Raw genomic sequence first — 24,507 nt, 5'->3', positions numbered from 1 at the left:
GCGCTAGGCCTGGGCCGGGTCGTCCAGGTTGTTGAGAAAATCCCCGAAGCCACCCCGTACCCGGCAGTCGCGGCGGCTGCTGGTCGCCACGCTGTTGCGCGCCGTCCAGACAATATGCGCGCCGCTGTGCTGCAGGTCGCAGACCAATTGCACGTCTTCATGCAGCGCCAGGGCCTGAAATCCGCCGACCTTCTCATAGGCCCGGGCACAGATACCCAGGTTGGCGCCGTGAATATGCCGATGCCCTTCTACAGCCCGGTAGTGGGCCAGGTAGCGCTCCTGCAGTGCTGCATCCTGATCGGATTGCCAGCGCTCGACATGCACTGTGCCACACACCGCATCCGCGGCAAACGCCAGCTGACACTGCAGCCAGTCTGGCGGCACGCAACTGTCGGCGTCGGTGAAGGCCAGCCAGCGCGCGCCGCGTTCGAGCATCGAGGCGGCGCCCGCGCGCCTGGCGTAACCGACATTGCGCGCGCTGACCTTGAGCACTTCAGCGTGACCGCGGGCGATGGTTTCACTGGCATCGCTGCAATCATCCAGCACGACCACGGTCAGCACCTGTTCGCCCAGCGCCACCACCCTTCGGGCGGCCCGATCGATTGCCCGCAGGCAACGGCCAAGCAGCTGCTCTTCGTTGTGTGCGGGAACGATCACGGCAATCATTGGCATGGCTCGTTCAGATCAATGGCGCTGGGCTGCAGGCACCAGTATTCGAGGACAAAGTCTGCCTCTTCATGGCGCAGGCTGCGATACAACGGCAAGCGTTCGGCCAGCAGCGCATGGACCTGATGGCCGGTTTGCGGGCAGCCTTCGATCGGGTGTAGCCAATGGCACAGTAGCAGGGCACCGTCGGCCGTCAGGCTGGCGACAGCGCGCTCCAGTACTTCCAGCCACTGGCCCGGATCCAGGTAATAGCCGATCTCGCTGAGGACAATCAGGTCGAATGCTCCGGGCGGCCAGTCGCCGGGCAGGCAACCTTGTACCACCCGAGCGTTCGGCCAGGGGCGCAGGCGTTCACTGGCCAGTTGCACTGCCGTGGCGTTGATGTCCTGGCACAGCAGGCGGTCGGCGCGCTCGGCCAGCCCGGCGCTGAGCTCGCCGTTGGCGCAGGCCGGCTCGAACACACGGGTGTAGTACTGGCGCGGCAGGCTGGCCAGCAGCAGCTCGCGTTTGCGCTTCTCGTACCAGCGGGTACGAAATGCCCAGGGATCGTCGCTGTGGGCGAACAGTTGCTCGAAATAGCTGGCCGATATGCTCATGTGAACACCAGTTCGAACGGTTGCAGCAGGCGCGCCAAGGTCTCGCCATCCAGTACCGGAGGGGTTTTGCCGTCTGCCTGCAGTTGGCTGGTATGGGCGCCGATGGCCCGCTGCTTGAGGGCCAGCACGGCGCGGTCGAGGTACAGCTTGTGCGCGCGCTGCCAGGGTAGGCGCGGATCGTTTGGCCGGGCCCAGTGCCACGCCCAGATCGGCACTTCGATCAGGTGCGCGGCGACGGTTTCGCAAGCGCGGGCACAGGCGCGGCCCACCGCTTCATGGTCACAGTGGCCGTCCAGGCGCCAGGTCGTCAGCACCCGGTCGCCGGCGTGCAGCAGCGGGATCAGGTGCTCGCCCAGCCAGCGTTCATGATTGGCCACGGCGCTGTCCGGCAGGCCCAGGCGCAACCAGGTCAGCTGGGCCATGTTCAGGCCCAGGCGTCGCAGGGCGTCGGCGCTTTCCCGCGGCCGCTGCTGGCGCAGGCGCTCGCTGCTCCAATGCCGGGAATTAGGGTGGCTGGCCTCGCCATCGCTGACCGAGACCAGCAGCAGGTCTCCTTCGCGGCCACGCATCGCGGCCAGCAGACCGGCGCAGCCGAGCACTTCGTCATCCGGGTGCGGGGCGACCACCACCAGGCGGCTGCCCGCAGGAACAAGGTGTTCGTGGCTGATGCTCGGTACCGCTTGCAAGGTGGACGAGGCCTGCCATTGCAACAGTGATGTGCCGGGCGCCTGGAGCGGATTTTGCGGCGCCGACGTCATAGCAGCCAGCCTTGATCGGCGGCACCGATCAAGTGCCGGGCCAGGTCGGCGAGGTCGCGTTCGGCATGGCTCTGGCGGATGAACACCGGCAGGTCGGTGCTCAGACGGGCGAAATGGCTGTTGCGACAGAAGGGGACTGCCCCCAACGCCCGGCCCACGTGCTTGAGCACCGTGGTCGCGGCTGATTCGACCTGACCCCGCAGGCGCCGGACTTCACACTCGGCAGTGCTGCCAGGATGACCGTCGATCCAGCCGGCGGTTTCCCGCAGGGCCGCCCGGGCGCCGCTCAGGGCGGCGTCCACCGCCCCCAGATGCGCCAGGGCATGCGGTTCATCACGGCTTTTGCAGTGCTCAAGCAAATAGCCGCCCAGGGCTTGCGCTGCGCCGTACCAGCAGGCGGCAATACCGCCACCGCCATGCCAGAAACCGGGGCGCGACAGGTACTGGCCGCTGCCACCGACCAGCTGAGCGGGACTGTCAGTGAACTCGACATCGACACTGGCCGTGCTGGCCATGCCCACTGCTTGCCAGTTTTCGTTGAAAATCCGCAACGATGGCTGGTTCAGGGCCACCGCCACCAGGCAAGGGCGCTCCTGTTCATCCCAGGCGGTGAGCAACGCATGGTCGATCTGCAGGGCACCGGAACACCAGGCTTTACGCCCTTGCAAACGCACGTCATTACCGTCGCGGGCGACGATCCGTACCCGTGCCGTTGGTGGTTCGGCTGCCCATACGCCCCAGCTACCGGCCGTGTCGACGTGGTTGGCGCCGCACTCATGCAGGATCGCCAGCGCATCGGTATGCCCTTCGAACAGCTTGGCCAGTGCCAGGTCGCTGCCCGCCACCTGGGCCAGCACCTGCCAGCGTTGCAGGGTACGACCATGACCGGGCAGCGGCAGCTGGTCCAGGCCGCTTTCCCGGCACTGCTCCAGGCAGCGCTGCAACTGACGGTCAAGGTTCAGCGCCAGGGGACGCTGGGCGAATTGCTGCAGGAAGGTGACGGGGGCGGGCGCGTTCATCGGTTCGATTTCCGGGGGGCAGGGTGGTGGGGCGCAGGGCTGTTTTCAAGCCCGAGGCGACGGCGCAGATCCTTGCTGATCGATTGCCGCACCTGGTCATAGCCGGCCCAAGGGTCTGAATCTTCTGCCAGGCGCTCGCCGAGGTTGCTCAGGGTCCATTGGTTGGCGCCTTTGAGCGCGGTCAGCTCTTCACGGCGAATCGGCACGGATACCGGCAAACCCTCGCGTGCCCTGATCGAGTAGGCGCAGACAGTGGTCGCGCCCTTGCTGTTGCGCAGGTAGTCGATAAAGATCCTGCCGACCCGGTTCTTCGGCCCGGACACCGCCGACAAGCGCTCTGGAAACAGCCCCGCCAGGTGCTGGACGATGGCCTGGGTGAAGGCCTTGACCTCGTCCCAGCCCGCGCGGCGGATCAGCGGCACAACGATGTGCATGCCCTTGCCGCCACTGGTCTTGAGAAAACACTGCAGGCCGAGTTCGTCGAGCAGAGCCAAGGTCAGCTGGGTGGCTTCGAGCATCGATTTCCACGGCAGCGCCGGGTCCGGGTCGAGGTCAAGGTTGAAGCGGTCGGGCTTGTCGAAGTCCTTGGCTGTGGCATTCCAGGTGTGCAGTTCAAGCGTGTTCATTTGCACGGCGCCGAGCAGGGTATCAGCCTGGTCGATGATCATCAGCGCCTGACCGGCCTCGGCCTTGTCGTGGCTTTCCAGGCCGGGGATGTTCAGCTGCGCGGCGTTCTTCTGGAAGAACAGTTCACCGGCCAGACCATCCGGCGCGCGCACCAGGGCCACTGGCCGGCGCTTGAGGTGCGGCAGGATCCATGGCGCGACCAGGGCGTAATATTCGGCCACCTGGCGCTTGCTGATGCCGCTGCTGGCATCGACGATACGTTCGGGGTGGGTAAGGTGCAGGGCAGGGGTGTTGGGCGGGGTTTTCACGGGTTGCTCCAGACCGATCGAGCGCGCCGGTTTGTCATCGCGCAGGCCATGAAACACCGCATGGCGCACCACGCCCTCGCGAGTCATCTGCGCATAGGCAACTTCGGCCAGCAGTTGCGGCTTTAGCCAGTGCACGCCCCTGGCCTCAGCGCCAGTGGGTGGCTTGCCGAACTGCGCTTTGCTGACGTGCAGCGGCGCCAGGCGTTGATGGATTTGATTGAGTGTGCTGCTGGTGAAACCCGTGCCGACGTTGCCGGCGTAGCGCAGCTCGCCGCTGTCCGGGTCATGCAGGGCCAGCAGCAGGGCGCCGAAGGCTTGGCGCGAACCCTTGGGGTCGGTATAGCCGACGATCACGAATTCCTGGCGCTGCTGGCATTTGAGCTTGATCCAGTCGCTGCTGCGACGGTTGAGGTAGGGGCTGTCCTGGCGTTTGCCGATCAGGCCTTCCAGGCCCATCTTGCAGGCGCTGTCGAGCAGCGACGCGACCGGCTGATTGAAATCAGCGGAAAAACGCAGGCGTTCGGTATCGGCCTTTTCCAGTACTGCAGCCAGTGCCGCACGTCGTTGTTGCAGCGGGCATGGGCGCAGGTCCAGGCCATTGAGAAAGGGCAGGTCGAACAGGTAGTAGATGATCGGCTCATCGCAGCTTTCGTCGAAGGCATTTTGCAGCGCCTGGAAGTCGGCCACGCCGTGTTCGTTGGCCACCACCATTTCGCCGTCGAGCCAGGCCGATTGCAGCTTGAGTTCGCCCAGCGCTTTGGCCTGGTTCGGCAGTCTGGCCGTCCAGTCATGGCCGTTGCGGGTGAACAGGCGCACCTCGCCGTCTTCGATTCGGGCAAGGATACGGTAGCCGTCGAACTTGACCTCGTAGCGCCAGTCACCCTCGGGAGCCGATTCCACCAGGGTCGCCAGTTCGGGTTTAAGGCTGGCGGGCAGGGCGGTGAGCTTTGCGCCGTTGAGCGTTCTGTTCGGGTTTTTGCTTTTACTTGCCGCAGGTTTGTGCTTGCGCTCGATCAGGGTGCGTTCACTGAGCACACTGTCGGGTTCGGCCTCGAGGATGTCGTAGTCGGCTTGCGGACGTGCCTGTGCGTCGTCGGATTTGACCAGCAGCCACTGCTCTTTCTTGCCGGCCAGGTGCGTGCGAAACAGGTTCCAGATCCCGGAAAGCTTCTCGCCCTGCAGGCGAAAGCGCAGTTTGCCTTTGGCGAAGGCCTTGTGCGGCTCTTCCTCGGGAATCCACACGCCACGGTCCCAGACGATCACGTCACCGGCACCGTAATGGCCTTCGGGGATATGCCCTTCGAAGCTGGCGTAGTCCAGCGGGTGGTCTTCAACATGCACGGCCAGGCGCCGGACCTTGGGATCGAGCGACGGCCCTTTGGGGATCGCCCAGCTTTTCAGGGTGCCGTCCAGCTCCAGGCGAAAGTCATAATGCAGGTGGCTGGCGTCGTGTTTCTGGATGCAGTACTGCAACGCATGCGCGGGCTGCTTGCCACGGGCGTGCTGGCCGGCGGGTTCCGGGGTGGCGTCGAAATTGCGCTTGTGCGCGTACTCCTGCAACGGCTTGGCCATGGCGGTGTCCTGCGGCTTTTCCAGATTTCCTTAGCATTGGGAAAGGCCGCAGGGGTGGGAGTTCCATCGGCTTGTGTGCGCCCGCTGAAATGGCGCCGATCAGCTCGACCGCTGTTGCTCTCGCTTGCGCAGGGCCGTCACCGTCTCACCGCCTACGCCCCAATTGTCGGTCGGTACCTCTTCGATGACCACAAAGGTCGAGGCCGGTGGTTTGTTCAACACCTGAAACAACAGCTCGGTGGTTCCTTCGATCAGTGCGCGCTTTTGCTCGGCGCTGACGCCTTCCTGGGTGACCCGAATATGAACATAGGGCATGACTGTTTTCCTCCGATTGATTACCAGACACCTGTAGACGAGCCACCATCCACGGCAATGACCGTCCCGGTGACGAAACGCGAGTCGCTCAGGTACAGCACCGCATCGACAACGTCCTGAGGCGTACCGATCTGTCCGGTCGGGGCCAGGGCCTTGAGCGCGTTGCGCACCTGCGGATCATCGCCATGCAGTGGGGTATCAATGATCCCCGGCGCCACGCCATTGACCTGTACCTGCGCAGACGCCAGTTCCAGCGCCAGAGCGCGTACCGCCTGGTTCAGACCACCCTTGATCAGTACCGGCAGCAGCGCTGGCACCTTGGTATTGGGTTGCAGGGCGATGGAAGCGGTGATGGCGATGATCTGCCCGCTGCCGTTTTGGGTCATGTGCCGTGCGGCCACCTGGGCAGGGTAGACGAAACCTTTGAGGTTGGTGTCGACGATGGCCTCGATATCAGCCGGGGTGTACTCGGCCACCGGCTTGGCGATAAAGATGCCGGCGTTGTTGACCAGCAGGTCGACCTTGCCGAAGGCTTCAATGGCCTGGGCGAACAGCCTTTCAGCCGTTTGCGGCTGGGAAATGTCGCCTTCCACCAGAAGGAAATTCGCGGGATTGCCCAGTTTCGCTGCGGCTTCCTGCAAGCGCGGCAAGGTGCGGGCGTTGCCGACTACATTGTCGCCGCGCTCAAGGTAGGCCTTGGCGATGGCGAAACCCAGGCCGCTGGACGCGCCGGTGACGATGACGGTTTTGCTGGTTTGCATAATCGATGTCTCCAAAGGGCCGGGCGGTAGACCCGGTAGGTGGAGTTCACTGTAATTGGCAAGCAACACTTGAAAAATGGTGCGCATGGAACTTGAATAGATACACCATGTAACTAATCTGGCAGCCATGACGCGCATTTTCGATGATCTTCAACTGGGCAGCATCGAGCTGTTCTGTCTGGCGGCTGAAACCAGCAGTTTCACCGGTGCTGCCACCCAGGCCGGGATCACCCCGGCGGCGGTGAGCCGCTCGGTGGCGCGCCTGGAAGAGCGGCTGGGGGTACGGTTGTTCGTGCGTACCACCCGCCAGATGCGCCTGACCGACGGTGGGCGTCGTTACTATGAACAGTGCCGTCAGGCGTTGACGCAACTGGTCGATGCCGAACGCGAAGTCAGCGGCTCGCAGGTGGTGCCGTCCGGCTTGTTGCGCATCAGCATGCCGACACCCTACGCCCATTACCGTCTGCTGCCGCGCCTGCCGTTGTTTCGTCAACGCTATCCGCAGGTGCGGATTGACGTGCACGTCAGCAACCGCAACATCGACTTTGCCGATGAAGGCTATGACCTGGCGATCCGCGGGCGCGAACCTGCCGACTCGAACCTGATCGCCCGCCGCCTGGAGGATGCCGAGCTGGTGGTGGTGGCGACGCCCGACTACCTGCGCCGTGCGGGGACGCCAGGAACGCCGCAGGACTTGCTCGAGCATGAATGCATCCAGTTCGAACTGCCCAGCAGCGGACGTGCCAGCACCTGGTCGTTTCGCATTGACGGTAAACCGACGGAGGTGCAAACCTCAGGCAGCTACACCTGCCTGGAAGACTTCCTGGCAACCGTCACCCTGGTGAAAAGCGGTGCCGGGCTGATGCAGGCCTATCGTTTCACCGTGCAACAGGAACTGGACAGCGGGCAACTGGTGGAAGTGCTCAGCGATTTCGGCGGCGCCTCGCGACCGTTCATGCTCATCTATCCCCATGCCCGGCATGTACCGTCGCGGGTCAGGGCCATGATCGATTTCCTGCTTCATACCGACGACACGCAGACTTCACCCTCCCAGCCATGATCCGGCAAGCCTGCTTTAATGAATCAGACCTTCGTGCCCCTGACTCACTTCACAGAGCATGCGCCCATGGAACGTCTGACTGCCAAAGACTTTGCCCCTGAACTGCTCGAACTGTACGACTACTACGCCCACGGCCAGATCAACCGCCGCGAGTTTCTCGACCGCGCCGCGGCCTTCACCCTGGCCGGGATGACGGCCAGTGCCTTGCTGGCTTCCTTGAGCCCCAACTACGCGCTGGCCGAGCAAGTGGCGGCCAATGATCCGGACATCATCGCCGAATATGTCACTTACCCTTCGCCCAAAGGGCATGGTTCGGTGCGTGGTTATCTGGTGCGCCCGGCCAAGGTGGGCAAGGCGCCGGGGGTGGTGGTGGTCCACGAGAACCGCGGCCTGAACCCCTACATTGAAGATGTCGCCCGGCGCCTGGCCAAGGCCGGTTTCGTTGCCTTGGCGCCCGACGGCCTGAGCTCGGTGGGTGGTTATCCGGGCGATGATGACAAGGGCCGCGCGCTGCAGGAAAAGGTAGACCCGGAAAAGCTCATGAACGATTTCTTCGCCGCCATCGAGTGGTTGATGAAAAACGACCACACCACCGGCAAAGTCGGCATCACCGGCTTCTGCTACGGCGGCGGTGTCGCCAACGCAGCGGCGGTGGCTTATCCGGAGCTGGGCGCGGCGGTGTCGTTCTATGGCCGTCAACCGGATGCCAAGGACGTTGCCAAGATCAAAGCGCCATTGTTGTTGCATTACGGCGAGCTGGATACTCGCATCAATGAGGGCTGGCCAGCCTATGAACGGGCGCTGAAGGCCACGGGCAAGACCTTCGAGGCCTATTTCTATCCCGGCGCCAATCACGGCTTTCACAACGACACCACGCCGCGCTACGACGAAGCGGCGGCGAAGCTGGCCTGGGAGCGGACCCTGGCGTGGTTCCGGCGCTATCTGGCATAGCGGCTAGCAGCTACACATCCGGATACAGTCGACGCTTTGCCAAGCCCTCATCGTTCTGCTGGCATGTCCGCCTCAAACAGCAAGCCACGTCAGGAGACAGGCGATGAGAACCATGGTGGTAGGTGCCAGCAAAGGCTTGGGCAAGGCGTTGATCGAGGGATTGGGGGAGGCCGGCGACAGCCTGATCGGTGTGTCGCGCAGCAAGCCTGAAGGGCTCTGCGCGCAACCCGGCGTGCAGGTTCAATGGTTGGCGGCCGACCTGAGCCAGCCCCGGCAAGCCGCGCAGCAGCTGGAGCAGGCGGTGGCTGAACAGGGGCTGGACACCTTGATCTACAACCTGGGGATCTGGGAACAGCGTGCTTTCAGCCCCGACTATGACTTTCTCGAGGATGACGAGGAGCAGATCGAAGCCATTGTCAGCTGCAACATCACCGCGACCCTGCTGGTCATCAAGTGCCTGCTGCCGACCCTGCTGCAAAGCGCCCGTCCGCGCATCATTCTCACCGGGTCAACTTCAGGGCTTAGTCGGAGCGGGCGTCCGGAAGTCACTTTCGGCGCTTCGAAGTTTGCCCTGCGCGGTATTGCCGATGCCTTGCGGGAGGGTTATCGCCAGCAGAATCTGGGCGTGACCTGCCTGAACCTGGGTTATTTGAACACCGATGACGCCCTGGCTGTCCCGCGCGAGGTGGCTGAGCTGCGGGGTGAGGGGCAGTTGATCCCGGTACACGATGTGGTCCAGGTGGTGCGCATGGCCGTGAGCCTGTCGTCGGCCAGTTTTGTCAGGGAGCTGACCCTGCCGGCGATCCTGGACGAGCGCTTTTAAAGCGCTGTCGGGCCTGTCTGGAGATGGCGCTGGAGCCACAGATCCTTGGCAGAAGCGGCGGTCTGGATCGCTGAGGCAGAAGACGGTGAAACGCGCCTGGCTCAGGCAATCACGGCGCTGGAGCTGCTCCTGCTGCTGCTGCGGGATCTTGAAAGATGCAGATCAAGCAGAGGCCTCAGCCACGAACGGGCGCAGATCGCGGAGGTGCTCTGCCCACAGCTGCTGATCAAGAATGAACGGTATCAAGCCCGGCCCTTCGCAGTGCACTGTCTTTTGCCCTTCCGTTCAACGTTCCCTAAAGGCTATCCGGGTCCCCAAAGAACATCTGAATCCGCGACCGCAACCAGCGCTCACCCGGATCATTGTCCTGCGACCCTCGCCAGGCCATGTGCAGTTCAAAACTCTGCACTTCAAGCGGCGGATCCTCGGCCCGCAAACCGCCAGCAGCGGTCAGCACTTCGGCGGTATAGTCAGGCACAGTGGCAAGAATGTCGGTGCCGGTCAGCAGGCTCCCCAGCCCGTTGAACTGCGGCACCGCCAGCACCACATGACGTTTGCGCCCGAGCTTTTCCAGGATTTCGTCCATAAACCCACCCAGGTCGCCGGCAAAGGACACCAGGGCATGGGGGCGGGCGCAGAAGTCGTCGAGGCTGAGGCTGCCCGGCATGCTGTCGGCGCGTAGCACCTTGGGTTTGCTGCGGCGCAGCACTTTGCGCTTGGCGTTGGCGGGCAGGTCGCTGGTCCAGCTCACACCCACCGAGATCTCGCCACTGGCCAGCAAGGCCGGCATCAACAGGTAGTTGACCCGGCGCACTACCAGGACCACGCCCGGTGCTTCGGCGCGTATGCGTTTGAGCAACTGCGGCAGCAAGGCGAATTCGGCGTCGTCCGACAGGCCGATGCGGAACACCGCGGTACTGGTGGCCGGGTCGAAGTCGGCGGCGCGGCTGACTGCAGTGGAGATCGAGTCCAGGGCCGGGGACAGCAGGGCGAAGATTTCCACGGCGCGCGCCGAGGGTTCCATGCTGCGGCCGGTACGCACGAACAAAGGGTCGTCAAACAGACTGCGCAGACGCGACAGCGCGGCGCTGATCGCCGGCTGGCCGAGAAACAGCTTTTCGGCGGCGCGGGTCACGCTACGTTCGTGCATCAACGTCTCGAAGACGATCAGCAGGTTCAGGTCGACGCGACGCAAGTCGTTACGGTTCATCGGCTCGGCTTCACTGGACGTTTGGGGCAGGGGTGAATCTTACGGGGAAAGGCTGCTACCCTGCACCGCATAATTTGCTGCCTGCGGTATGACGGGCAATCAATGACAGGCATGTTGACTATTAATGGCCACAGATGGTCTAACCGTGAAAGCCCGGATAGAGTTCAGGGTATTAGAGTTTCACTAGGCGAGGTTTGCGATGTCGCGCATGATCCGTTTCCACAAATTTGGCCCGGCCGAGGTGCTCAAGATCGAAGAGCAGGCCGCGCCGCAGCCGGCTGCCGGCGAAGTGCAGATCCGCGTTGAAGCGATCGGCATCAGTTGGTACGACGTGCTCTGGCGCCAGAACCTGGCGCCGTCCCAGGCACGCCTGCCAGCCGGCATGGGTCATGAGATGGCGGGTGTGGTCAGCGCGGTAGGCGAGGGCGTCGATGATCTGCAAGTGGGTGACAAGGTGGCCAGCTTTCCTGCCGCCAGCGCCAACGACTATCCGGTGTATGGCGAGGTCATCGTGTTGCCGCGCAACGCCCTGACCCGTTACCCGGAACATCTCACCCCGATCGAAGCCAGTGTGCATTACACGCCGCTGTTGATGGCCTACTTCGCCTATGTCGACCTGGCCCGGGCCAAGGCCGGGCAGACCGCCCTGGTCACCGATGCCAGCCATTGCGCAGGTCCGGCCTTCGTGCAGATGGGCAAGGCACTGGGCCTGAAGGTTTTCGCTGCGACCAAGGAAGCCGAAGAACGTGACTACCTGCTTTCGCTAGGCGCCGAGAAGGTCATCGTCACCGAGGAGCAGGACCTGCTCATGCAGATCAACAAGTACACCGGCAACCGCGGTGTCGACATGGTCCTCGATGGCCTGGGCGGCCCGCAGATGTCATTGCTCGGTGATGTTCTGGCACCGCGTGGCAGCCTGGTGCTGTATGGCCTGCAGGGGGGTAACCAGACGCCGTTCCCGGCCTGCGCGGCGTTTCAGAAGAACATCCAGTTCTTCGTGCACTGCATTGGTAACTTCACCGGCAAACCGGAGCTGGGGATCAGTCAGGACCAGGTGGCGTTGCAACGCGCACTGCGTGATATCAACCAGTTCACCACCGACAAGCTGCTGACACCGCAAATCATCAAGTCTTATCCTTTCGAACGTGTTGTTGAAGCCCATCGCTACATGGACGAATGCCCATGCGGTGGTCGCCTGGTGCTGGAAATAGCCAGCGCCTGAGGTTGCAGGCAGAAAATAAGCCCGAGCTATGCTCGGGCTTTTTTGTGCCTCTTTCCTATGTGAATTTGGGACGTTTCGATCAACTACATGACCTGCGCAATGCCGGTGAATTCGCTATGTTAAAGCTTGTCGGAAAATTTACCCTCGCTGACTGATTACAAGCAGGAAGCTGTTTGAATCTGAACGGATTTTTTACCGGGTTCTGTATCTTTTATTCATCGGCCAACACCCGATAATAACCTGTCGTTTGTGCACTCAAGGAGTGAGGTGTGATGAAGCAAGGTCGGGTTGTACCTGGTATTGGAGGCTTTGGTGCGTGTGAATACGTGGGGTTGAATTGGCTGGTCGGCAAGTTTGTGTAGGAGCTTGTGGGAAGTTTCCTAGGATATTAGGTAAGTCTTTATTTCTGCTGATTGAATGATTTCGCAGGAGCGATTTCTTTCAGGCGGCCGTAACTGAAATTCAGGTGGGCGTTATGGGCAGTATTCACGATCAGGCCATGCAGTATATATATCATCAAGTATTGCAACGATTACTTGAGCATTTGTCGCAGGCGCAAAAGGCCTCGCTGCAGTTATTGATTCAGCGGTTGATTGTGGCCGCTGGCGGGGTCGAGCGTATCAAGGGATTGCGCTTGATGTTCGTGCTTGATGCCAGCCTGCCCAGCGCCCAGGCCCTTGCCTGCTTGCGCGCGGCGCAGCTGAGCATTGCCGCACGATCCCCGGCGACTTTCCACCTGCGTATTGCCACTGCCTGGCAAGCCGGGATGAGTGCAACTGCCCTGGCAAACATTGATAGCACGTTCTCCAGGTTGTTTGTGCATGATGATCCGCGCATCGATTTGCTGGTGCTCGATGCCGGCGAACTGTTGCCTTACGACAGCCGCCGCGCGCCGTCCAGTGAGCAGCAGCAGGCAGAGCGTCAGGAATGGTTGCTGTGCGGGCACCTGTCGAGTGACGGGGCGTTGTTGGCGAATTTTGCCAGCCATGGTTACCTGCACCTGGCTGAACTTGCCTTGCAGGCATTGCGTTGCAAGGGCGGTGTAGATGCCATTATCAGCGCCGAGTCTCTCGCTGAGCGCAAGCGCTACCTGGCCTGGAGCCGGCGCTCATTGCGCGATGCCGGCATGCTCGGAGTGCGTCCGGTTCACAGCTGTGCCATCTCGTTGCTGGAAGGGATGAGCGCGTTGCGCGCCCGCTACTGGAGCCTGTTGCAGGGGCACGAGCCCACGCCGCTGGTGCTGCCTGGCCCTGATGCGGATTGTCGGCCGGCATTGCGCTTTATCGCCATCGATGACCTGGTGTCTGATCGTGACGCACTTCAAGGTGAGCGGCTGAGTGGCTTTCTGGGGCATCGTTTCGACGAACAGGCTTTTCCCTGTGAGCACGTGGGGGCTGCCAATCCCTTGCTGTTGGCCCACCTGCAAGGATTGCAGGCGGAATTTGTCGACGATACGTGCTATGGCGATGGCATCGAGCGTTACCTGCAGCAAACCCGTCAGTTGATGCAGCGCCAAGGAGTGTCGCACTCTTTACAGGCCCGGGTGCTCAACCACTGGCAACCGGGGGTGTTGGAACAGCGACGCAACGAGGCGAATGATGTCGCCCTGCAGGCTTTTGGCTTGCGCGAAGCGCAACTGGTTTGCCAATTGTTCAGCCCTTTTGTCGGGCAGGGCCTGAGGCTGGAAGCCTTTCTGCGCCGCTGCCACCCCGGCATGCTGGTTGCCGTCCCTTACTTGCACAAGGCGTTGCGCAGGCAACCGGCGCCGGAACCGGTGGTGCAGTGGTTGCTGGATACCAGTGGTTTGCCGCTGGTCATGCTGCAGCAGCTTTATGCTGGCGAACCCTTGGCCGAGCGTCCCGCCGACTGCCTGTTGAGCCGATTGCGAGTACGGAGTGCCGATCTGCGTCATCTGCAGATTTACTCTGCAAACGGCGCACGGTACAGGGGTGATCGGGTTGGCAGTCCTTGATGAAGCGGCCGACAAAAAACAGCGTATTTGCCTACCAGGCGGTGTATCGCTACCTGGTTGATCTGATTGCCCAGATGGCGCCGGGTAGTTACAACAAGCTGCCTTCGCTACGCGATCTGTCGCAGCGCTTGAATGTTTCGATCTCGACCATCCAGTACGCCTACTCGTTGCTGGAGCACGAAGGGCGCGTACAGTCCGTGCCCAAGTCCGGCTATTTTGCCAGGGGCGGTGCGCTGGTGGTGCAGGCGCTGGCCGATGAGCACGTGTTGCAAGATCTGCAGCAGCATGCCAGCAGCCCGCAGATGCTCGAGTTCAGTGGCGCGCACTGCCTGCCTTCACTGGCGTCGAATTTGCTGGCCGTCGAGCGCCAGCTATTGCGCCAGAGCCCACGGCCTGCCGGGCTTGTACATCCGTGCGGCGAGCTTGAGTTGCGCACGGCGCTGGCGGCGCGCTACACCCGTTCCGTGCAGCTGTACTGGACCGCCGAAGATGTTTATCTGGCACTGGACCTGCGTTCGCTGTTCGAGACCTTGCTGGCGGCGTTGGAGCTGCAAGGCTGTACGATTGTGGTGACTTCGCCGTGTTCCTGGCGTTTGCTGATGATCTTGCAGGCCACCGGGTTACGGGTCATCGAGTTGCCTTTGGGCATTGATGGGGCGCTGGATCTTGAACGTTTTGCCAGCGTGCTGCAGCGCGAGCCTGTGCGCATGGTCATGCTCGCCTCGCGCTTGAACAGTCCTCACGGCAGCCTTGTGCCGTTGGCACAGCATCAGGCGATTGCCCAATTGTTGGCTGAGCACGGGGTGTGGCTGCTGGAAAACGACCTGGAATCCGAATACTGCTTTGACGCATTGCCCCAGCGCTGCCTGCGCGAAATGGTCGACCCGCAGCGATTGCTGGTGTTCTCGTCACTGGAACGTACGGTGGGGGCCGAAGCGCCGTATGCCTACCTGCTGTCGCGCCATTGCCCGCGGCAACTGCAGCATCAATTCCTGGCCCGGGGCTTTCGCTTGCCGCCTTTGCGTCAGCAAGCAGTTGCCCGGTTATACGCCAAGGGGCGCATCGACCTGTATCTGCAACAGGCACGCTTGCGCCTGCATGAGCGTGTCATCCACCTGTATCGGCAGATGCAGGTGCAACTGGGGGCTCATCTGCACTTTCAGATGCCGGCGGGCGGTGCAACGATCTGGGCGCAAGCGCGGACATCACTGGATATTCGCGCTCTGTTTCATCGCATGCTGGATCAGGGGCTGGTGATCGCTCCGGGTGAACTGTTCAGCCTGCAGGGCGATTATTGTCAGCACATGCGTCTGGGCTGGCCACCCACGCCATACGATGATCTGCAGGGTGGGTTGAGTGTGTTGCGTGAGGCGATGCAGCGGTCCTAGAAGGCAGGCCTGGGGGTAACGCCAGGCGATCAGTGGTCAGCCGGCAGGTTGCCAAGGGGTTGGTCTGTATGTATAACCAGTGCCATTAATGCCTGCCAGTAGCCTTGCCGTGATTGCCCATTCTGTCGACGACCCGTTCTATTACCTGCACAACTTCGAGCAAGTGCTGCAGTGGATCGCGCTGCGCTATGCCGACCTGCTGGACGACAGCGAGCGCGCCTTCATTGCGCAATTCCCTGAGCAGCCGCGTAATTCCCGGGCGCTGCTGGTGCGCATGGTGATGCGCAAGGGCGAGCTGTTTCGCCCCAGCAAGCTGGCTTACACGGAAATCGGGCCGCCGTTGCCAGCCTTGCAGCCTTTGCTGGAGCGGGGCTGGGTCACCGACGACGGCCCCTTGAGCCTTGAGCAACTGTTTCAGGTGTTGCGCAAGGAAGAAATCGCCAGTGGTTTTGCGCCGCAACTGACGCGTCCGAGGGCGGCCAAGGCCGAGCTTTTCGCCCAGTTGCAAACACACGAACTGTCGCCTCGGCCCTTGCAGGACTGGTTGCCAGACTTCGACGAACCGATCATTACCCTGCAGCTGCAAGCGCTGTGCGATCGCTTTCGCCTGCTGTTCTTCGGCAACTTGTACCAGGACTGGTCGGAGTTCGTCCTGGCGGACCTGGGCCTGCTGCGCTACGAGCAGGTGGCGTTCAGTGACGAGTCACGGGCGCTGCGTCAGCGTAGCGATGTTGACCTGGCCCTGGCGCTGCATCATTGCACCGAGCTGCTCGAGCAGGGAGCGTCTGTGCAACAGGTGCTGGCCCAGGTCGAGTCACTGCACAGCGATAACCCGTGGCTGCTGCGTCGCCGCTCACGCCTGCTGTATCAGCTTGGCCAGCACTGCGAGCGCCTGGGCGACTGGGACCTGGCGCTGCGTATCTATCCGCACAGCCAGCATCCGCAAGCACGGGTTCGCCGTATACGGGTGCTCGAACGCAGTGAGCAGTGGGACCAGGCCCATGCGCTGGCCACGGAAGTGGCCTCGCAACCTGCCAGCCCCATCGAGGTCCAGGCATTGACGCGGATCCTCCCCCGTCTGCAGCGCAAGTTGGGTGGGCCACCGCAACCGCGACGGGTGAGAACCCAGACGGGCCTGATCGAGCTGCACTTGCCGCTGGAACAGGCGGCGCTGGGGGTGGAGCAGGCGGTGCAACTGTACCTGGAAGAGCAGGGCGGCCAGGTGCATTACGTGGAGAACACGCTGTTCAACAGTCTATTTGGCCTGTTGTGCTGGGAAGCCATTTTTGCGCCGCTGCCGGGTGCGTTCTTTCACCCGTTCCAGAGCGCCCCGCAAGACTTGTACGATCCTGAGTTTCAGGCGCGGCGCAGTGCTTTGTTCGCCGATTGCCTGGGGCAGTTGGACGATGGTCGCTATCAGCAGACCATTCGCCGGCACTTCGCCTGCAAGCAGGGCTTGCAGTCGCCTTTTGTCTATTGGCAAGTGCTCGACGAAACCTTGCTCGAACAGGCGCTGGCCTGCCTGCCGGCGTTGCACCTCAAGCGCTGCTTCGCGCGTTTGCTCGAAGATATCCAGAACAATCGCGCCGGCATGCCCGATCTGATCCAGTTCTGGCCCGAGCAGCAGCGTTACCGGATGATTGAGGTCAAGGGGCCGGGTGACCGCCTGCAGGATAGCCAGCTGCGCTGGATCGACTTCTGTAGCGAACATGGCCTGCCGGTCGAGGTGTGCCATGTTCGCTGGATAACGCCAACACCATGAGCTATCGCGTGGCTGTGCGGGCATTGTGCGAGTTCAGCGCCAAGGTTGGCGATCTGGACTTGCGCTTCACCCCTTCGCCCACTGCCCAGGAGGGCATCAGCGGCCATCAACGGGTGGTGGCCCGGCGTGGGCCGGGCTTTGAGGCCGAGATCAGTCTTGAGGGGCAGTTCGGGGGCTTGCAGGTACGGGGGAGGGCCGACGGCTATGACCCGCAGCTCAATCGCCTGGAGGAAATCAAGACCCACCGCGGCGACCTGGCGCGCCAGCCGGACAATCATCGGCAGTTGCACTGGGCCCAGGCCAAAGTCTATGGCTGGCTGCTCTGCCAACAACGTCAGCTGGCCGAAATCAACCTGGCACTGGTTTACCTGGATGTCGACAGCGATACCCAGACCCTGATTGAACAGCACTGCAGCGCGCTAGAACTCGAACACTTCTTCAACACCCAGTGCGCGATTTTCCTGCACTGGGCCGAACAGCAAGTGCAACGGGTGTCCCTGCGCGACGCCGGTTTGCAGGCGCTGGGCTTTCCTTATGGGCAGATGCGCCGTGGCCAGCGGGAACTGGCCGAGACCGTGTACAAAGCGGTGAGTACCGGGCGCTGCCTGATGACCCAGGCCACCACCGGTATCGGCAAGACCCTGGGCACCCTGTTTCCATTGCTCAAGGCCGTGGTCCCGCAGCAGCTGGACAAGATCTTCTTTCTCACCGCCAAGACGCCGGGCCGTGCCCTGGCCCTGGAAGCGTTGCACCAGATCCACGCCAGTCACCCCGAGCTTGCCCTGCGCAGCCTGGAGCTGGTGGCCCGCGACAAGGCTTGCGAGAACCCCGGCACGGCGTGCCATGGCGACGCCTGCCCCTTGGCCAAAGGCTTCTATGACCGCCTGCCGGCGGCTCGCCAGGCGGCCCAGGCACTGACAATCCTCGACAAAACCGCGTTGCGCGAGATTGCCCTGGCGCATCAGGTCTGTCCGTATTACCTGGGACAGGAGATGGCGCGTTGGGTCGATGTACTGGTGGCCGACTACAACTACTATTTCGACCAGAGTGCGCTGCTTTATGGTCTTGCCCAGGTCAACCAGTGGCGGGTGGCGGTGCTGGTGGATGAAGCGCACAACCTGGTGGAGCGGGCGCGGCAGATGTACAGCGCCAGCCTCGATCAATGGCAGTTGCACGCCTTGCGTCGGAGCAAGCCGGCGGGCATGGGCAGCGCGTTGGATCGCCTTAATCGTCAGTGGAGTGCCCTGCACAAGGCGCAGGTGGCGCCTTATCAAGTGGTCGAGGCGTTACCGGAAGCATTCCTCAAGGCGTTGCAGCAGTGTGTCGGCCTGATTCAGGAGCAGCTCAATCAGCAACCCACCGGGCTCGATCCGGCGCTGTTGCAGTTCTTCTTCGATGCGTTGCAGTTCATCCGCATCAGCGAACTGTTCGACGCTCATTTTCTCTTCGATATCAGCAAGCGCGAGGGGCCGGGCAAGCGCAGCCTGTCGACCCTGTGCCTGCGCAATGTGGTGCCGGCGGCACAGATCGGCCCGCGCCTGGCGAGCGCCCGTAGCGTCACCTTGTTTTCCGCGACCCTGAGCCCGCGGCACTATTACGCCGACTTGCTCGGAATGCCGGCCGACACCGCCTGGCTGGAAGTGGCTTCACCCTTTGCCGCCGAGCAATTGCGCGTGCAGGTAATCAGTCATGTCTCGACCCGTTATCAGCATCGCGCCGCCTCGGTGGCACCGATCAGCGAGCTGATTGCCGCGCAGTTTGCCGAAGCGCCAGGTAACTACCTGGCATTCTTCAGCAGCTTCGAGTACCTGCAACAGGTGGCTGCCATGCTGGCCGCAACCCACCCGCACATCCACCAGTGGTGCCAGGCGCCGGGGATGGACGAGGCGCAGCGCCAGGGTTTTCTGCAGCGCTTCGAGCCTCAGGGGCGTGGTGTCGGATTTGCCGTGCTCGGCGGTGCCTTTGCCGAGGGCGTCGATCTGCCTGGCACACGCCTGATCGGCGCCTTTGTCGCCACCCTGGGGCTGCCGCAGGTCAACCCGGTGAACGAGCAGATCAAGCAACGCATGGCCCAGATGTTCGGCGCCGGATTCGACTACACCTACCTGTATCCCGGGGTGCAGAAAGTCATCCAGGCGGCCGGGCGAGTGATTCGCGGCACCGATGACAGGGGCATGGTCATGCTGATCGACGATCGGTTTGCCGAGCCGCGGGTGCAGGACATGTTTCCGGCCTGGTGGGCGTCGCAGCAGAAATAATCACGGCAGCGGGGAGCATTGGCATCGCGTGCTTGTCAAAGTGCCAGTAAACTCCGTGTTTTCATTACCCTGAACATCCTTTCTTGAGGTTTTGCATGAAGCTCAGTCCTTTGGCAGGCAAACCGGCTCCAGCCTCCGTGCTGGTGGATATCCCGCGCCTGTTGACCGCCTACTATACCGGCCAACCCGATGCCAGCATTGCCAGCCAGCGTGTTGCATTCGGCACTTCCGGGCACCGCGGCAGCTCGCTGGACCTGAGCTTCAACGAAAATCACGTCTTGGCCATCAGCCAGGCGATCTGCCTGTACCGTCAGGCCAAGGGCATCGATGGTCCGCTGTTCGTTGGCGCCGATACCCATGCGCTGTCGACACCGGCTGCGGCCAGTGCCTTGCAGGTGCTGGCGGCCAATGGCATTGAAGTCATGCTGTCCAAAGATGACGAGTACACACCGACGCCGGCGGTGTCCCACGCCATTATCTGCTACAACCGTGGGCGCAGCAGCGGCCTGGCCGATGGCATCGTCATCACGCCTTCGCACAACCCGCCGCAAAGCGGTGGCTTCAAGTACAACCCGCCCAATGGCGGCCCGGCCGACAGCGATGTGACCAAGTGGATTGAAGCCAAAGCCAACGAGCTGCTGGCCGGTGGCCTCAAAGACATCAAATGCATGGATCACGAGCAGGCCCTTCAAGCCAGCACCACTCACCGCCATGACTATGTGGCCAGCTATGTCGCCGACCTGGAAAACGTCATTGATTTTGACGTCATCCGCAGCGCCAATCTGCGCCTGGGCGTCGATCCGCTGGGCGGGGCGGGCGTGCGTTACTGGTCGGCGATTGCCGAGCATTACAAGCTCAATCTGGAAGTGGTCAACACCGAGGTCGATCCGACGTTCCGCTTCATGAGCGTCGATTGGGACGGTCAGATTCGTATGGACCCGTCTTCACCCTACGCCATGCAGGGCCTGATCGGCCTGCGCGAGCGGTTCGATGTGGCCTTTGCCTGCGACCCGGACCACGACCGTCATGGCATTGTCACCCCGAACGGCCTGCTGGCCCCGAACAACTACCTGGCCGTGGCCATCGACTACCTGTTCCAGCACCGTCCGCAGTGGCGTCAGGATGCTGCAGTCGGCAAGACGGTGGTCAGCAGTGGCCTGATTGATCGTGTCACGGCACGCCTGGGTCGCCGCTTGTACGAAGTACCGGTAGGGTTCAAGTTCTTCGCCGACGGTCTGTTCGATGGCAGCCTGGGCTTTGGCGGTGAGGAAAGTGCCGGTGCATCCTTCCTGCGTAAGGATGGCAGCGTCTGGACCACCGACAAGGATGGCCTGATTCCGGCACTGCTGGCCGCAGAGATCACCGCCCGTACCGGTCGTGACCCGAGCCAGGCGTATGCCGAGCTGACCGCAGAGCTGGGTGAACCCTTTGCCACTCGCGTCGAGGCCAAGGCCAATGCGCAGCAAAAAGCGCTGCTGAGCAAGCTGGCCCCGGAGCAGGTCAAGTCGACCGAGCTTGCCGGTGAGCCGATCGAGCAGATACTCAGTCATGCCCCGGGTAACAATCAGGCCATTGGTGGCCTGAAGGTGATGACCGCCAATGGCTGGTTCGCCGCACGGCCGTCGGGTACCGAGGACATCTACAAGATCTACGCGGAAAGCTTTGTCAGCGAAGCGCATCTGCAACGTCTGGTGGCTGAAGCCCAGGCGCTGGTGGATGCTGCTATCGCTTGATGGGGTGAAATACATCGCGGGGCAAGCCCGCTCCCACCGGTTTTCACCATCCCGGTGGGAGCGGGCTTGCCCGCGATAAGGCTTAAAGCTATGCCACATCCACCAGAACAATTTCACTGTCCTGCAACGCCGTCACCCTGAGCATCTGCTCATCCTCAATGGCAACACCATCGCGCGCCTCGGCCCGCACGCCGTTCACCTCGATCAACCCCTTGGCCGGCACCAGATAGCCGCGCCGCCCGGCCTCAAAGCGATATTCAGCGCTTTCCCCAGCCTGCAGGGTCGCCGCCACCAGGCGTGCATCGGCGCGAATGCGCAGACTGTCCTCATCGCCTTCACGACCGCTGGCCAGGGTCACGAAGCCTTCGCCGCGCTCGCCTGTCGGGAAGGGCCGGGTGCCCCACGAAGGCGCCTGGCCGACACGCTCCGGCACGATCCAGATCTGGAAGATCCGCGTATCGACTTTTTCCAGGTTGTACTCACTGTGGGTGATACCGGTACCGGCACTCATCACCTGCACGTCACCGGCCTCGGTGCGGCCCTTGTTACCCAGGTTGTCCTGGTGGCTAATGGCGCCTTCACGCACATACGTGATGATTTCCATGTCGCGGTGCGGGTGTGGCGGAAAACCGCTGCCTGCCGCAATCAGGTCGTCGTTCCAGACCCGCAGGTTGCCCCAGTGCATCCGTTGCGGGTCATAGTACTCGGCAAAGGAAAAATGATGGTGGGCGTCGAGCCAGCCATGGTTGGCATGGCCAAGGCTCTTGAAGGGGCGCAGTTGCAGCATGATGGGCTCTCCTGGTGAGTCGGTTGATGGAGTGATCATCGCTGAATCCATAATCGAAAATAAGCGTAAATTTCGACTGAACTCAATCGATTTATTGGATGTATAGAGCTGCGGTGCTTTATACGCTTCATCGTCTAATTCACTGATCTGCAAGCAATCAGCTGGTGATTTCTGTCCGATGGAGCGAACATGAGCGCAGGTTTTTTCTTGTTGGAGTCAGTGTGTCTGAAGAGCGTCCCAAGCTACCCCTGGAGTTGACTCCACCTGCGCAATTGCCCTGGATCCGGCGCCTGGCGGCGCGCCTTCTGGGTCGTGGCTTGAGCCGTTTGCAGGCCCAGCACCGTGATTCCTGGTTCCAGGGCCATGCCACTGGCCAGCGCACCGGGCATGCCGACGGTTTGCGCGAAGGCTATGAAGAAGGGCGGGTGGACGGCTACGAAGCCGGGCGCCAGGTGCTGGTGATCCGTGATACGCGTCCTGATGGCCATGGTGTGCCGGGGCAGGATGACCACCTGTTCGACGACTGGCGCCTGCCGCTGACAGCCGAGTTGAAGAAGCGCTTCAAGGCTGACGTCGCCCAGCGTCTACCTGCTCACGCTCAGCCAAGCGCAGCGCAGTGGAAGATGATTTTCAGCGACACGCCTTCCACTTGCGTGATTGCCGGTGCCGGTGCCGGCAAGTCGACTTCGCTGGTGTTGCGTATCCTGTTGCTGCGTCATTACCTGGGCTACGAGCTGGACGCCATGACCGTGGTGACCTTCACCCGTGAATCGCGCAAGGACTTCATCGCCCGTCTGGTACAGGTATTCGCGCTCTGGCAACTTGACCTGAGTCCTGCCCAGGCCCGCGAACTGGTGCGTACCTTCCACTCACGCATCCTGCCGCTGGTACGAAGCCTGCCGGGCTTCAGTCAGGCGCGTGCGTTCGAGACCCTGGGCAGCGAGATGCCAGGGGGCAGCGAAGTCAACGCCGAGAGCAACCCGTTCGACCTGCGCATCAATGACGCCCAGCGTCAGCAACTCAACCTGTGCTATCGCGACCTGCTCAACAGCAGCCCACGGTTTGCCGAGCTGATCGCCGGCCTGCGCCGCGAGGCCCTGCAGCTCAAGGCCCTGGACCGTGATCACCCGGATGTGCAAAAGCGAATGGCCGTCACCCAGCTATCCGCCAGCCGTGACGAGGAGCTGTGCGACACCCTCGAAGACCTGTGGTTTGCCGCCGGCGCCTGGCCGATCAAAGGCATTGAGCCGAGCCGCGAGACGGTCGAGATCAACGGCAGCCGTTTCCATTTCCATGGCCATATCGCCGAGCTGGACGCCTGGGTGGTATTGGGCTTCGATCCGGGTGAAAACCAGCAGTACAAGCGTCCGGGGGCCAAACTTCCGGTCTGGGCAGAGTGGGTGATAAAGCGCACCCTGTTTCAAGCTTTCTGCGATAAGCCTGTGATTTGGTTGGAAAACTATGCTGCGGCCAAGCGTCTGACATCCTCCTTGGCGGGTGATGCCGTGGCCGGGCCGGGCTTCGATTACAAGGTCAAGGGTGAGCTGTCGGCGGTGCCGCTGCTGGATGCCTTTGTCGGTGCCGCAGGCTTTATCGAGAACCTCGGGCTTGAGGTAAGCCCGGCGGTGGACGCCATGAGCTTCCCCGCGGGCGACAGCGATGCGCAGTTCTTCGAAGCCCTGAGTCTGTACTGGAAAGCGTTGGAAGCGCACCTGCTCGCTCAGTCGCCACCGATCATGAGCTACAACCGTATGTTTGCCCTGTTCGGCGAGAACAACCCGGAGAACCTGCGTTTGCTGCCTGACCCGCTGTTGCGGCCACTGGCACACCTGATGATCGACGAGTTCCAGGACGTCTCGCCGCAGATCGTCTCGTGGCTGCGGGCCTGCCTGCGCGAGATCCGCAGACGTGGCCCAAGCCTGAACGTCGGGCGCGTGGCCCAGCATTCCTCGCTGTTGTGCGTTGGGGATGACTGGCAGTCGATCTATGGCTGGCGTGGCAGTTCGCCGAAATTCTTCATGGAGTTCAGCAAGGAGTTCGTGTCCCCAAGCAACACCCGGGTGATGCTTGCCGACAATTACCGCAGCCACCAGCACATCATCGACGCGGCCGAGCACATCGTGAAGCCGGCACCGGCGATTACAGGCAAGAAGGCCAGGGCCTGTGGGCCAGCGGCGGAGGACCCGCTGCCGGTCAAAGTGCTTGAGCGTGACGAAGCGGCCTTGGCGCAAACGCTGATGGAGCATTACCGACGCGGCGAATCGGTGATGATGTTGTTTCGAAAAAGTAGCGATAAGTTATTGATATCTGAGCATATCAAGTCTCTGGTAAATCACGAGGCCGGGCTGCCGGCCAGTCAACGCCGGTTCCGCCAGCTGACCTATCACAGCGCCAAGGGGCTGCAGGCAGACGCGGTGTTCATGCTCGGTGATTGCCAGCACCTGACCAGTTCGCCCTACAAGAATCAGGTGTATCGACAGGCGGGATTGGGACGAGCAGGGGATCCGCTGGCGTTCGATAACGCCCAGAAGGATGAAGTGCTGCGTTTGGCTTATGTAGCCATTACCCGTGCGGCCAGGCATTGCTACTGGTATGTGGAGAAGCCCACGGGTGAGGCGGCCAACCTGCCTCGGGCGTCGAGTCAGGTGGATGGGCGTAAAGTGTTTTTTGAAGATGGTCGGGAGTGAAAATCGCGGGGCAAGCCCGCTCCCACAGAGAA

19 protein-coding genes are annotated in these 24,507 nt (G+C 62.2%); 10 read left to right on the top strand and 9 right to left on the bottom strand.

Annotated features, from left to right (window positions below; all coding sequences use genetic code 11):
• Window positions 1–3: 3 nt before the first annotated feature.
• The 7 genes from NPS47_RS04495 to NPS47_RS04465 form a co-directional block, all read right to left on the bottom strand.
• Complete coding sequence (locus NPS47_RS04495) at window positions 4–666, bottom strand: glycosyltransferase (protein WP_274293899.1); 663 nt, start codon at window positions 664–666, stop codon at window positions 4–6.
• A complete protein-coding gene (locus NPS47_RS04490) occupies window positions 663–1,262 on the bottom strand; it encodes a class I SAM-dependent methyltransferase (RefSeq protein WP_274293898.1) in 600 nt (199 codons plus the stop codon). Before NPS47_RS04490 ends, NPS47_RS04495 begins: the two co-directional genes overlap by 4 nt.
• A complete protein-coding gene (locus NPS47_RS04485; RefSeq protein WP_274293897.1) occupies window positions 1,259–2,020 on the bottom strand; it encodes a PIG-L deacetylase family protein in 762 nt (253 codons plus the stop codon). The genes NPS47_RS04490 and NPS47_RS04485 overlap by 4 nt, the downstream gene beginning before the upstream one ends.
• Window positions 2,017–3,039, bottom strand: coding sequence for an acyl-CoA dehydrogenase family protein (locus NPS47_RS04480; protein ID WP_274293896.1), 1,023 nt, complete (start codon window positions 3,037–3,039; stop codon window positions 2,017–2,019). Before NPS47_RS04480 ends, NPS47_RS04485 begins: the two co-directional genes overlap by 4 nt.
• Window positions 3,036–5,546: a DNA ligase D gene (gene ligD, locus NPS47_RS04475; RefSeq protein ID WP_274293895.1), complete on the bottom strand. Its 2,511-nt coding sequence runs from the start codon at window positions 5,544–5,546 to the stop codon at window positions 3,036–3,038. Before ligD ends, NPS47_RS04480 begins: the two co-directional genes overlap by 4 nt.
• Before the next feature lie 99 nt (window positions 5,547–5,645).
• Window positions 5,646–5,861 carry a tautomerase family protein gene (locus tag NPS47_RS04470; protein ID WP_274293894.1) on the bottom strand — a complete coding sequence of 72 codons (216 nt, stop codon included), beginning with the start codon at window positions 5,859–5,861 and terminating at the stop codon, window positions 5,646–5,648.
• Between the two features lie 20 nt (window positions 5,862–5,881).
• The gene (locus tag NPS47_RS04465; protein ID WP_274293893.1) at window positions 5,882–6,622 is read right to left on the bottom strand and encodes an SDR family NAD(P)-dependent oxidoreductase; all 741 of its coding nucleotides are present in this window, start codon (window positions 6,620–6,622) and stop codon (window positions 5,882–5,884) included.
• A 127-nt stretch (window positions 6,623–6,749) separates the two neighbouring features.
• Here NPS47_RS04465 and NPS47_RS04460 point away from each other — a divergent pair, with 127 nt between their 5' ends.
• The 3 genes from NPS47_RS04460 to NPS47_RS04450 all read left to right on the top strand — a co-directional run bounded on the left by NPS47_RS04460 (window position 6,750) and on the right by NPS47_RS04450 (window position 9,456).
• Complete coding sequence (locus NPS47_RS04460) at window positions 6,750–7,682, top strand: LysR family transcriptional regulator (protein WP_274293892.1); 933 nt, start codon at window positions 6,750–6,752, stop codon at window positions 7,680–7,682.
• Window positions 7,683–7,748: 66 nt separating this feature from the next.
• Window positions 7,749–8,633, top strand: coding sequence for a YghX family hydrolase (gene yghX / locus NPS47_RS04455; RefSeq protein WP_274293891.1), 885 nt, complete (start codon window positions 7,749–7,751; stop codon window positions 8,631–8,633).
• Between the two features lie 103 nt (window positions 8,634–8,736).
• Window positions 8,737–9,456 (top strand): SDR family oxidoreductase, encoded by a 720-nt coding sequence (locus NPS47_RS04450; protein ID WP_274293890.1) that lies wholly within the window; start codon window positions 8,737–8,739, stop codon window positions 9,454–9,456.
• Between the two features lie 295 nt (window positions 9,457–9,751).
• On the opposite strand, the gene NPS47_RS04445 is transcribed toward NPS47_RS04450, so the two are convergent.
• Window positions 9,752–10,666, bottom strand: coding sequence for a LysR family transcriptional regulator (locus NPS47_RS04445; RefSeq protein WP_274293889.1), 915 nt, complete (start codon window positions 10,664–10,666; stop codon window positions 9,752–9,754).
• Between the two features lie 199 nt (window positions 10,667–10,865).
• Here NPS47_RS04445 and NPS47_RS04440 point away from each other — a divergent pair, with 199 nt between their 5' ends.
• From NPS47_RS04440 to pgm, 6 genes are all read left to right on the top strand, one after another.
• Window positions 10,866–11,888 carry a zinc-dependent alcohol dehydrogenase family protein gene (locus NPS47_RS04440; RefSeq protein ID WP_274293888.1) on the top strand — a complete coding sequence of 341 codons (1,023 nt, stop codon included), beginning with the start codon at window positions 10,866–10,868 and terminating at the stop codon, window positions 11,886–11,888.
• A gap of 499 nt (window positions 11,889–12,387) precedes the next feature.
• Complete coding sequence (locus tag NPS47_RS04435; RefSeq protein ID WP_274293887.1) at window positions 12,388–13,860, top strand: hypothetical protein; 1,473 nt, start codon at window positions 12,388–12,390, stop codon at window positions 13,858–13,860.
• Window positions 13,860–15,248 (top strand): PLP-dependent aminotransferase family protein, encoded by a 1,389-nt coding sequence (locus NPS47_RS04430; RefSeq protein WP_274293886.1) that lies wholly within the window; start codon window positions 13,860–13,862, stop codon window positions 15,246–15,248. The genes NPS47_RS04435 and NPS47_RS04430 overlap by 1 nt, the downstream gene beginning before the upstream one ends.
• A gap of 109 nt (window positions 15,249–15,357) precedes the next feature.
• Window positions 15,358–17,010: a VRR-NUC domain-containing protein gene (locus NPS47_RS04425; RefSeq protein ID WP_274293922.1), complete on the top strand. Its 1,653-nt coding sequence runs from the start codon at window positions 15,358–15,360 to the stop codon at window positions 17,008–17,010.
• A complete protein-coding gene (locus NPS47_RS04420; protein WP_274293921.1) occupies window positions 17,007–19,268 on the top strand; it encodes an ATP-dependent DNA helicase in 2,262 nt (753 codons plus the stop codon). Before NPS47_RS04425 ends, NPS47_RS04420 begins: the two co-directional genes overlap by 4 nt.
• A 95-nt stretch (window positions 19,269–19,363) precedes the next feature.
• Complete coding sequence (pgm, locus tag NPS47_RS04415; protein ID WP_274293885.1) at window positions 19,364–21,001, top strand: phosphoglucomutase (alpha-D-glucose-1,6-bisphosphate-dependent); 1,638 nt, start codon at window positions 19,364–19,366, stop codon at window positions 20,999–21,001.
• Between the two features lie 88 nt (window positions 21,002–21,089).
• Here pgm and NPS47_RS04410 read toward each other — a convergent pair whose 3' ends face one another.
• Window positions 21,090–21,788 carry a pirin family protein gene (locus tag NPS47_RS04410; protein WP_274293884.1) on the bottom strand — a complete coding sequence of 233 codons (699 nt, stop codon included), beginning with the start codon at window positions 21,786–21,788 and terminating at the stop codon, window positions 21,090–21,092.
• 221 nt (window positions 21,789–22,009) lie between these two features.
• On the opposite strand from NPS47_RS04410, the gene NPS47_RS04405 reads away from it, so the two are divergent.
• The gene (locus NPS47_RS04405; protein ID WP_274293883.1) at window positions 22,010–24,475 is read left to right on the top strand and encodes a UvrD-helicase domain-containing protein; all 2,466 of its coding nucleotides are present in this window, start codon (window positions 22,010–22,012) and stop codon (window positions 24,473–24,475) included.
• Window positions 24,476–24,507: the final 32 nt, after the last annotated feature.

Origin of the sequence: Pseudomonas putida, assembly GCF_028682475.1 — a bacterium.
Classification (GTDB): domain Bacteria; phylum Pseudomonadota; class Gammaproteobacteria; order Pseudomonadales; family Pseudomonadaceae; genus Aquipseudomonas; species Aquipseudomonas putida_AG.
The sequence above is the reverse complement of the archived record's forward strand: the minus strand, read 5'-3'. Positions and strand labels throughout refer to the sequence as shown.

Coding starts and splice junctions, on each gene's coding strand:
- NPS47_RS04440 (WP_274293888.1), top strand. CDS start 10,866: ATGTCGCGCATGATCCGTTTCCACAAATTTGGCCCGGCCGAGGTGCTC.
- NPS47_RS04430 (WP_274293886.1), top strand. CDS start 13,860: ATGAAGCGGCCGACAAAAAACAGCGTATTTGCCTACCAGGCGGTGTAT.
- NPS47_RS04485 (WP_274293897.1), bottom strand. CDS start 2,020: ATGACGTCGGCGCCGCAAAATCCGCTCCAGGCGCCCGGCACATCACTG.
- NPS47_RS04470 (WP_274293894.1), bottom strand. CDS start 5,861: ATGCCCTATGTTCATATTCGGGTCACCCAGGAAGGCGTCAGCGCCGAG.
- NPS47_RS04480 (WP_274293896.1), bottom strand. CDS start 3,039: ATGAACGCGCCCGCCCCCGTCACCTTCCTGCAGCAATTCGCCCAGCGT.
- NPS47_RS04420 (WP_274293921.1), top strand. CDS start 17,007: ATGAGCTATCGCGTGGCTGTGCGGGCATTGTGCGAGTTCAGCGCCAAG.
- pgm (WP_274293885.1), top strand. CDS start 19,364: ATGAAGCTCAGTCCTTTGGCAGGCAAACCGGCTCCAGCCTCCGTGCTG.
- NPS47_RS04450 (WP_274293890.1), top strand. CDS start 8,737: ATGAGAACCATGGTGGTAGGTGCCAGCAAAGGCTTGGGCAAGGCGTTG.
- yghX (WP_274293891.1), top strand. CDS start 7,749: ATGGAACGTCTGACTGCCAAAGACTTTGCCCCTGAACTGCTCGAACTG.
- NPS47_RS04410 (WP_274293884.1), bottom strand. CDS start 21,788: ATGCTGCAACTGCGCCCCTTCAAGAGCCTTGGCCATGCCAACCATGGC.
- ligD (WP_274293895.1), bottom strand. CDS start 5,546: ATGGCCAAGCCGTTGCAGGAGTACGCGCACAAGCGCAATTTCGACGCC.
- NPS47_RS04445 (WP_274293889.1), bottom strand. CDS start 10,666: ATGAACCGTAACGACTTGCGTCGCGTCGACCTGAACCTGCTGATCGTC.
- NPS47_RS04490 (WP_274293898.1), bottom strand. CDS start 1,262: ATGAGCATATCGGCCAGCTATTTCGAGCAACTGTTCGCCCACAGCGAC.
- NPS47_RS04435 (WP_274293887.1), top strand. CDS start 12,388: ATGCAGTATATATATCATCAAGTATTGCAACGATTACTTGAGCATTTG.
- NPS47_RS04465 (WP_274293893.1), bottom strand. CDS start 6,622: ATGCAAACCAGCAAAACCGTCATCGTCACCGGCGCGTCCAGCGGCCTG.
- NPS47_RS04495 (WP_274293899.1), bottom strand. CDS start 666: ATGATTGCCGTGATCGTTCCCGCACACAACGAAGAGCAGCTGCTTGGC.
- NPS47_RS04460 (WP_274293892.1), top strand. CDS start 6,750: ATGACGCGCATTTTCGATGATCTTCAACTGGGCAGCATCGAGCTGTTC.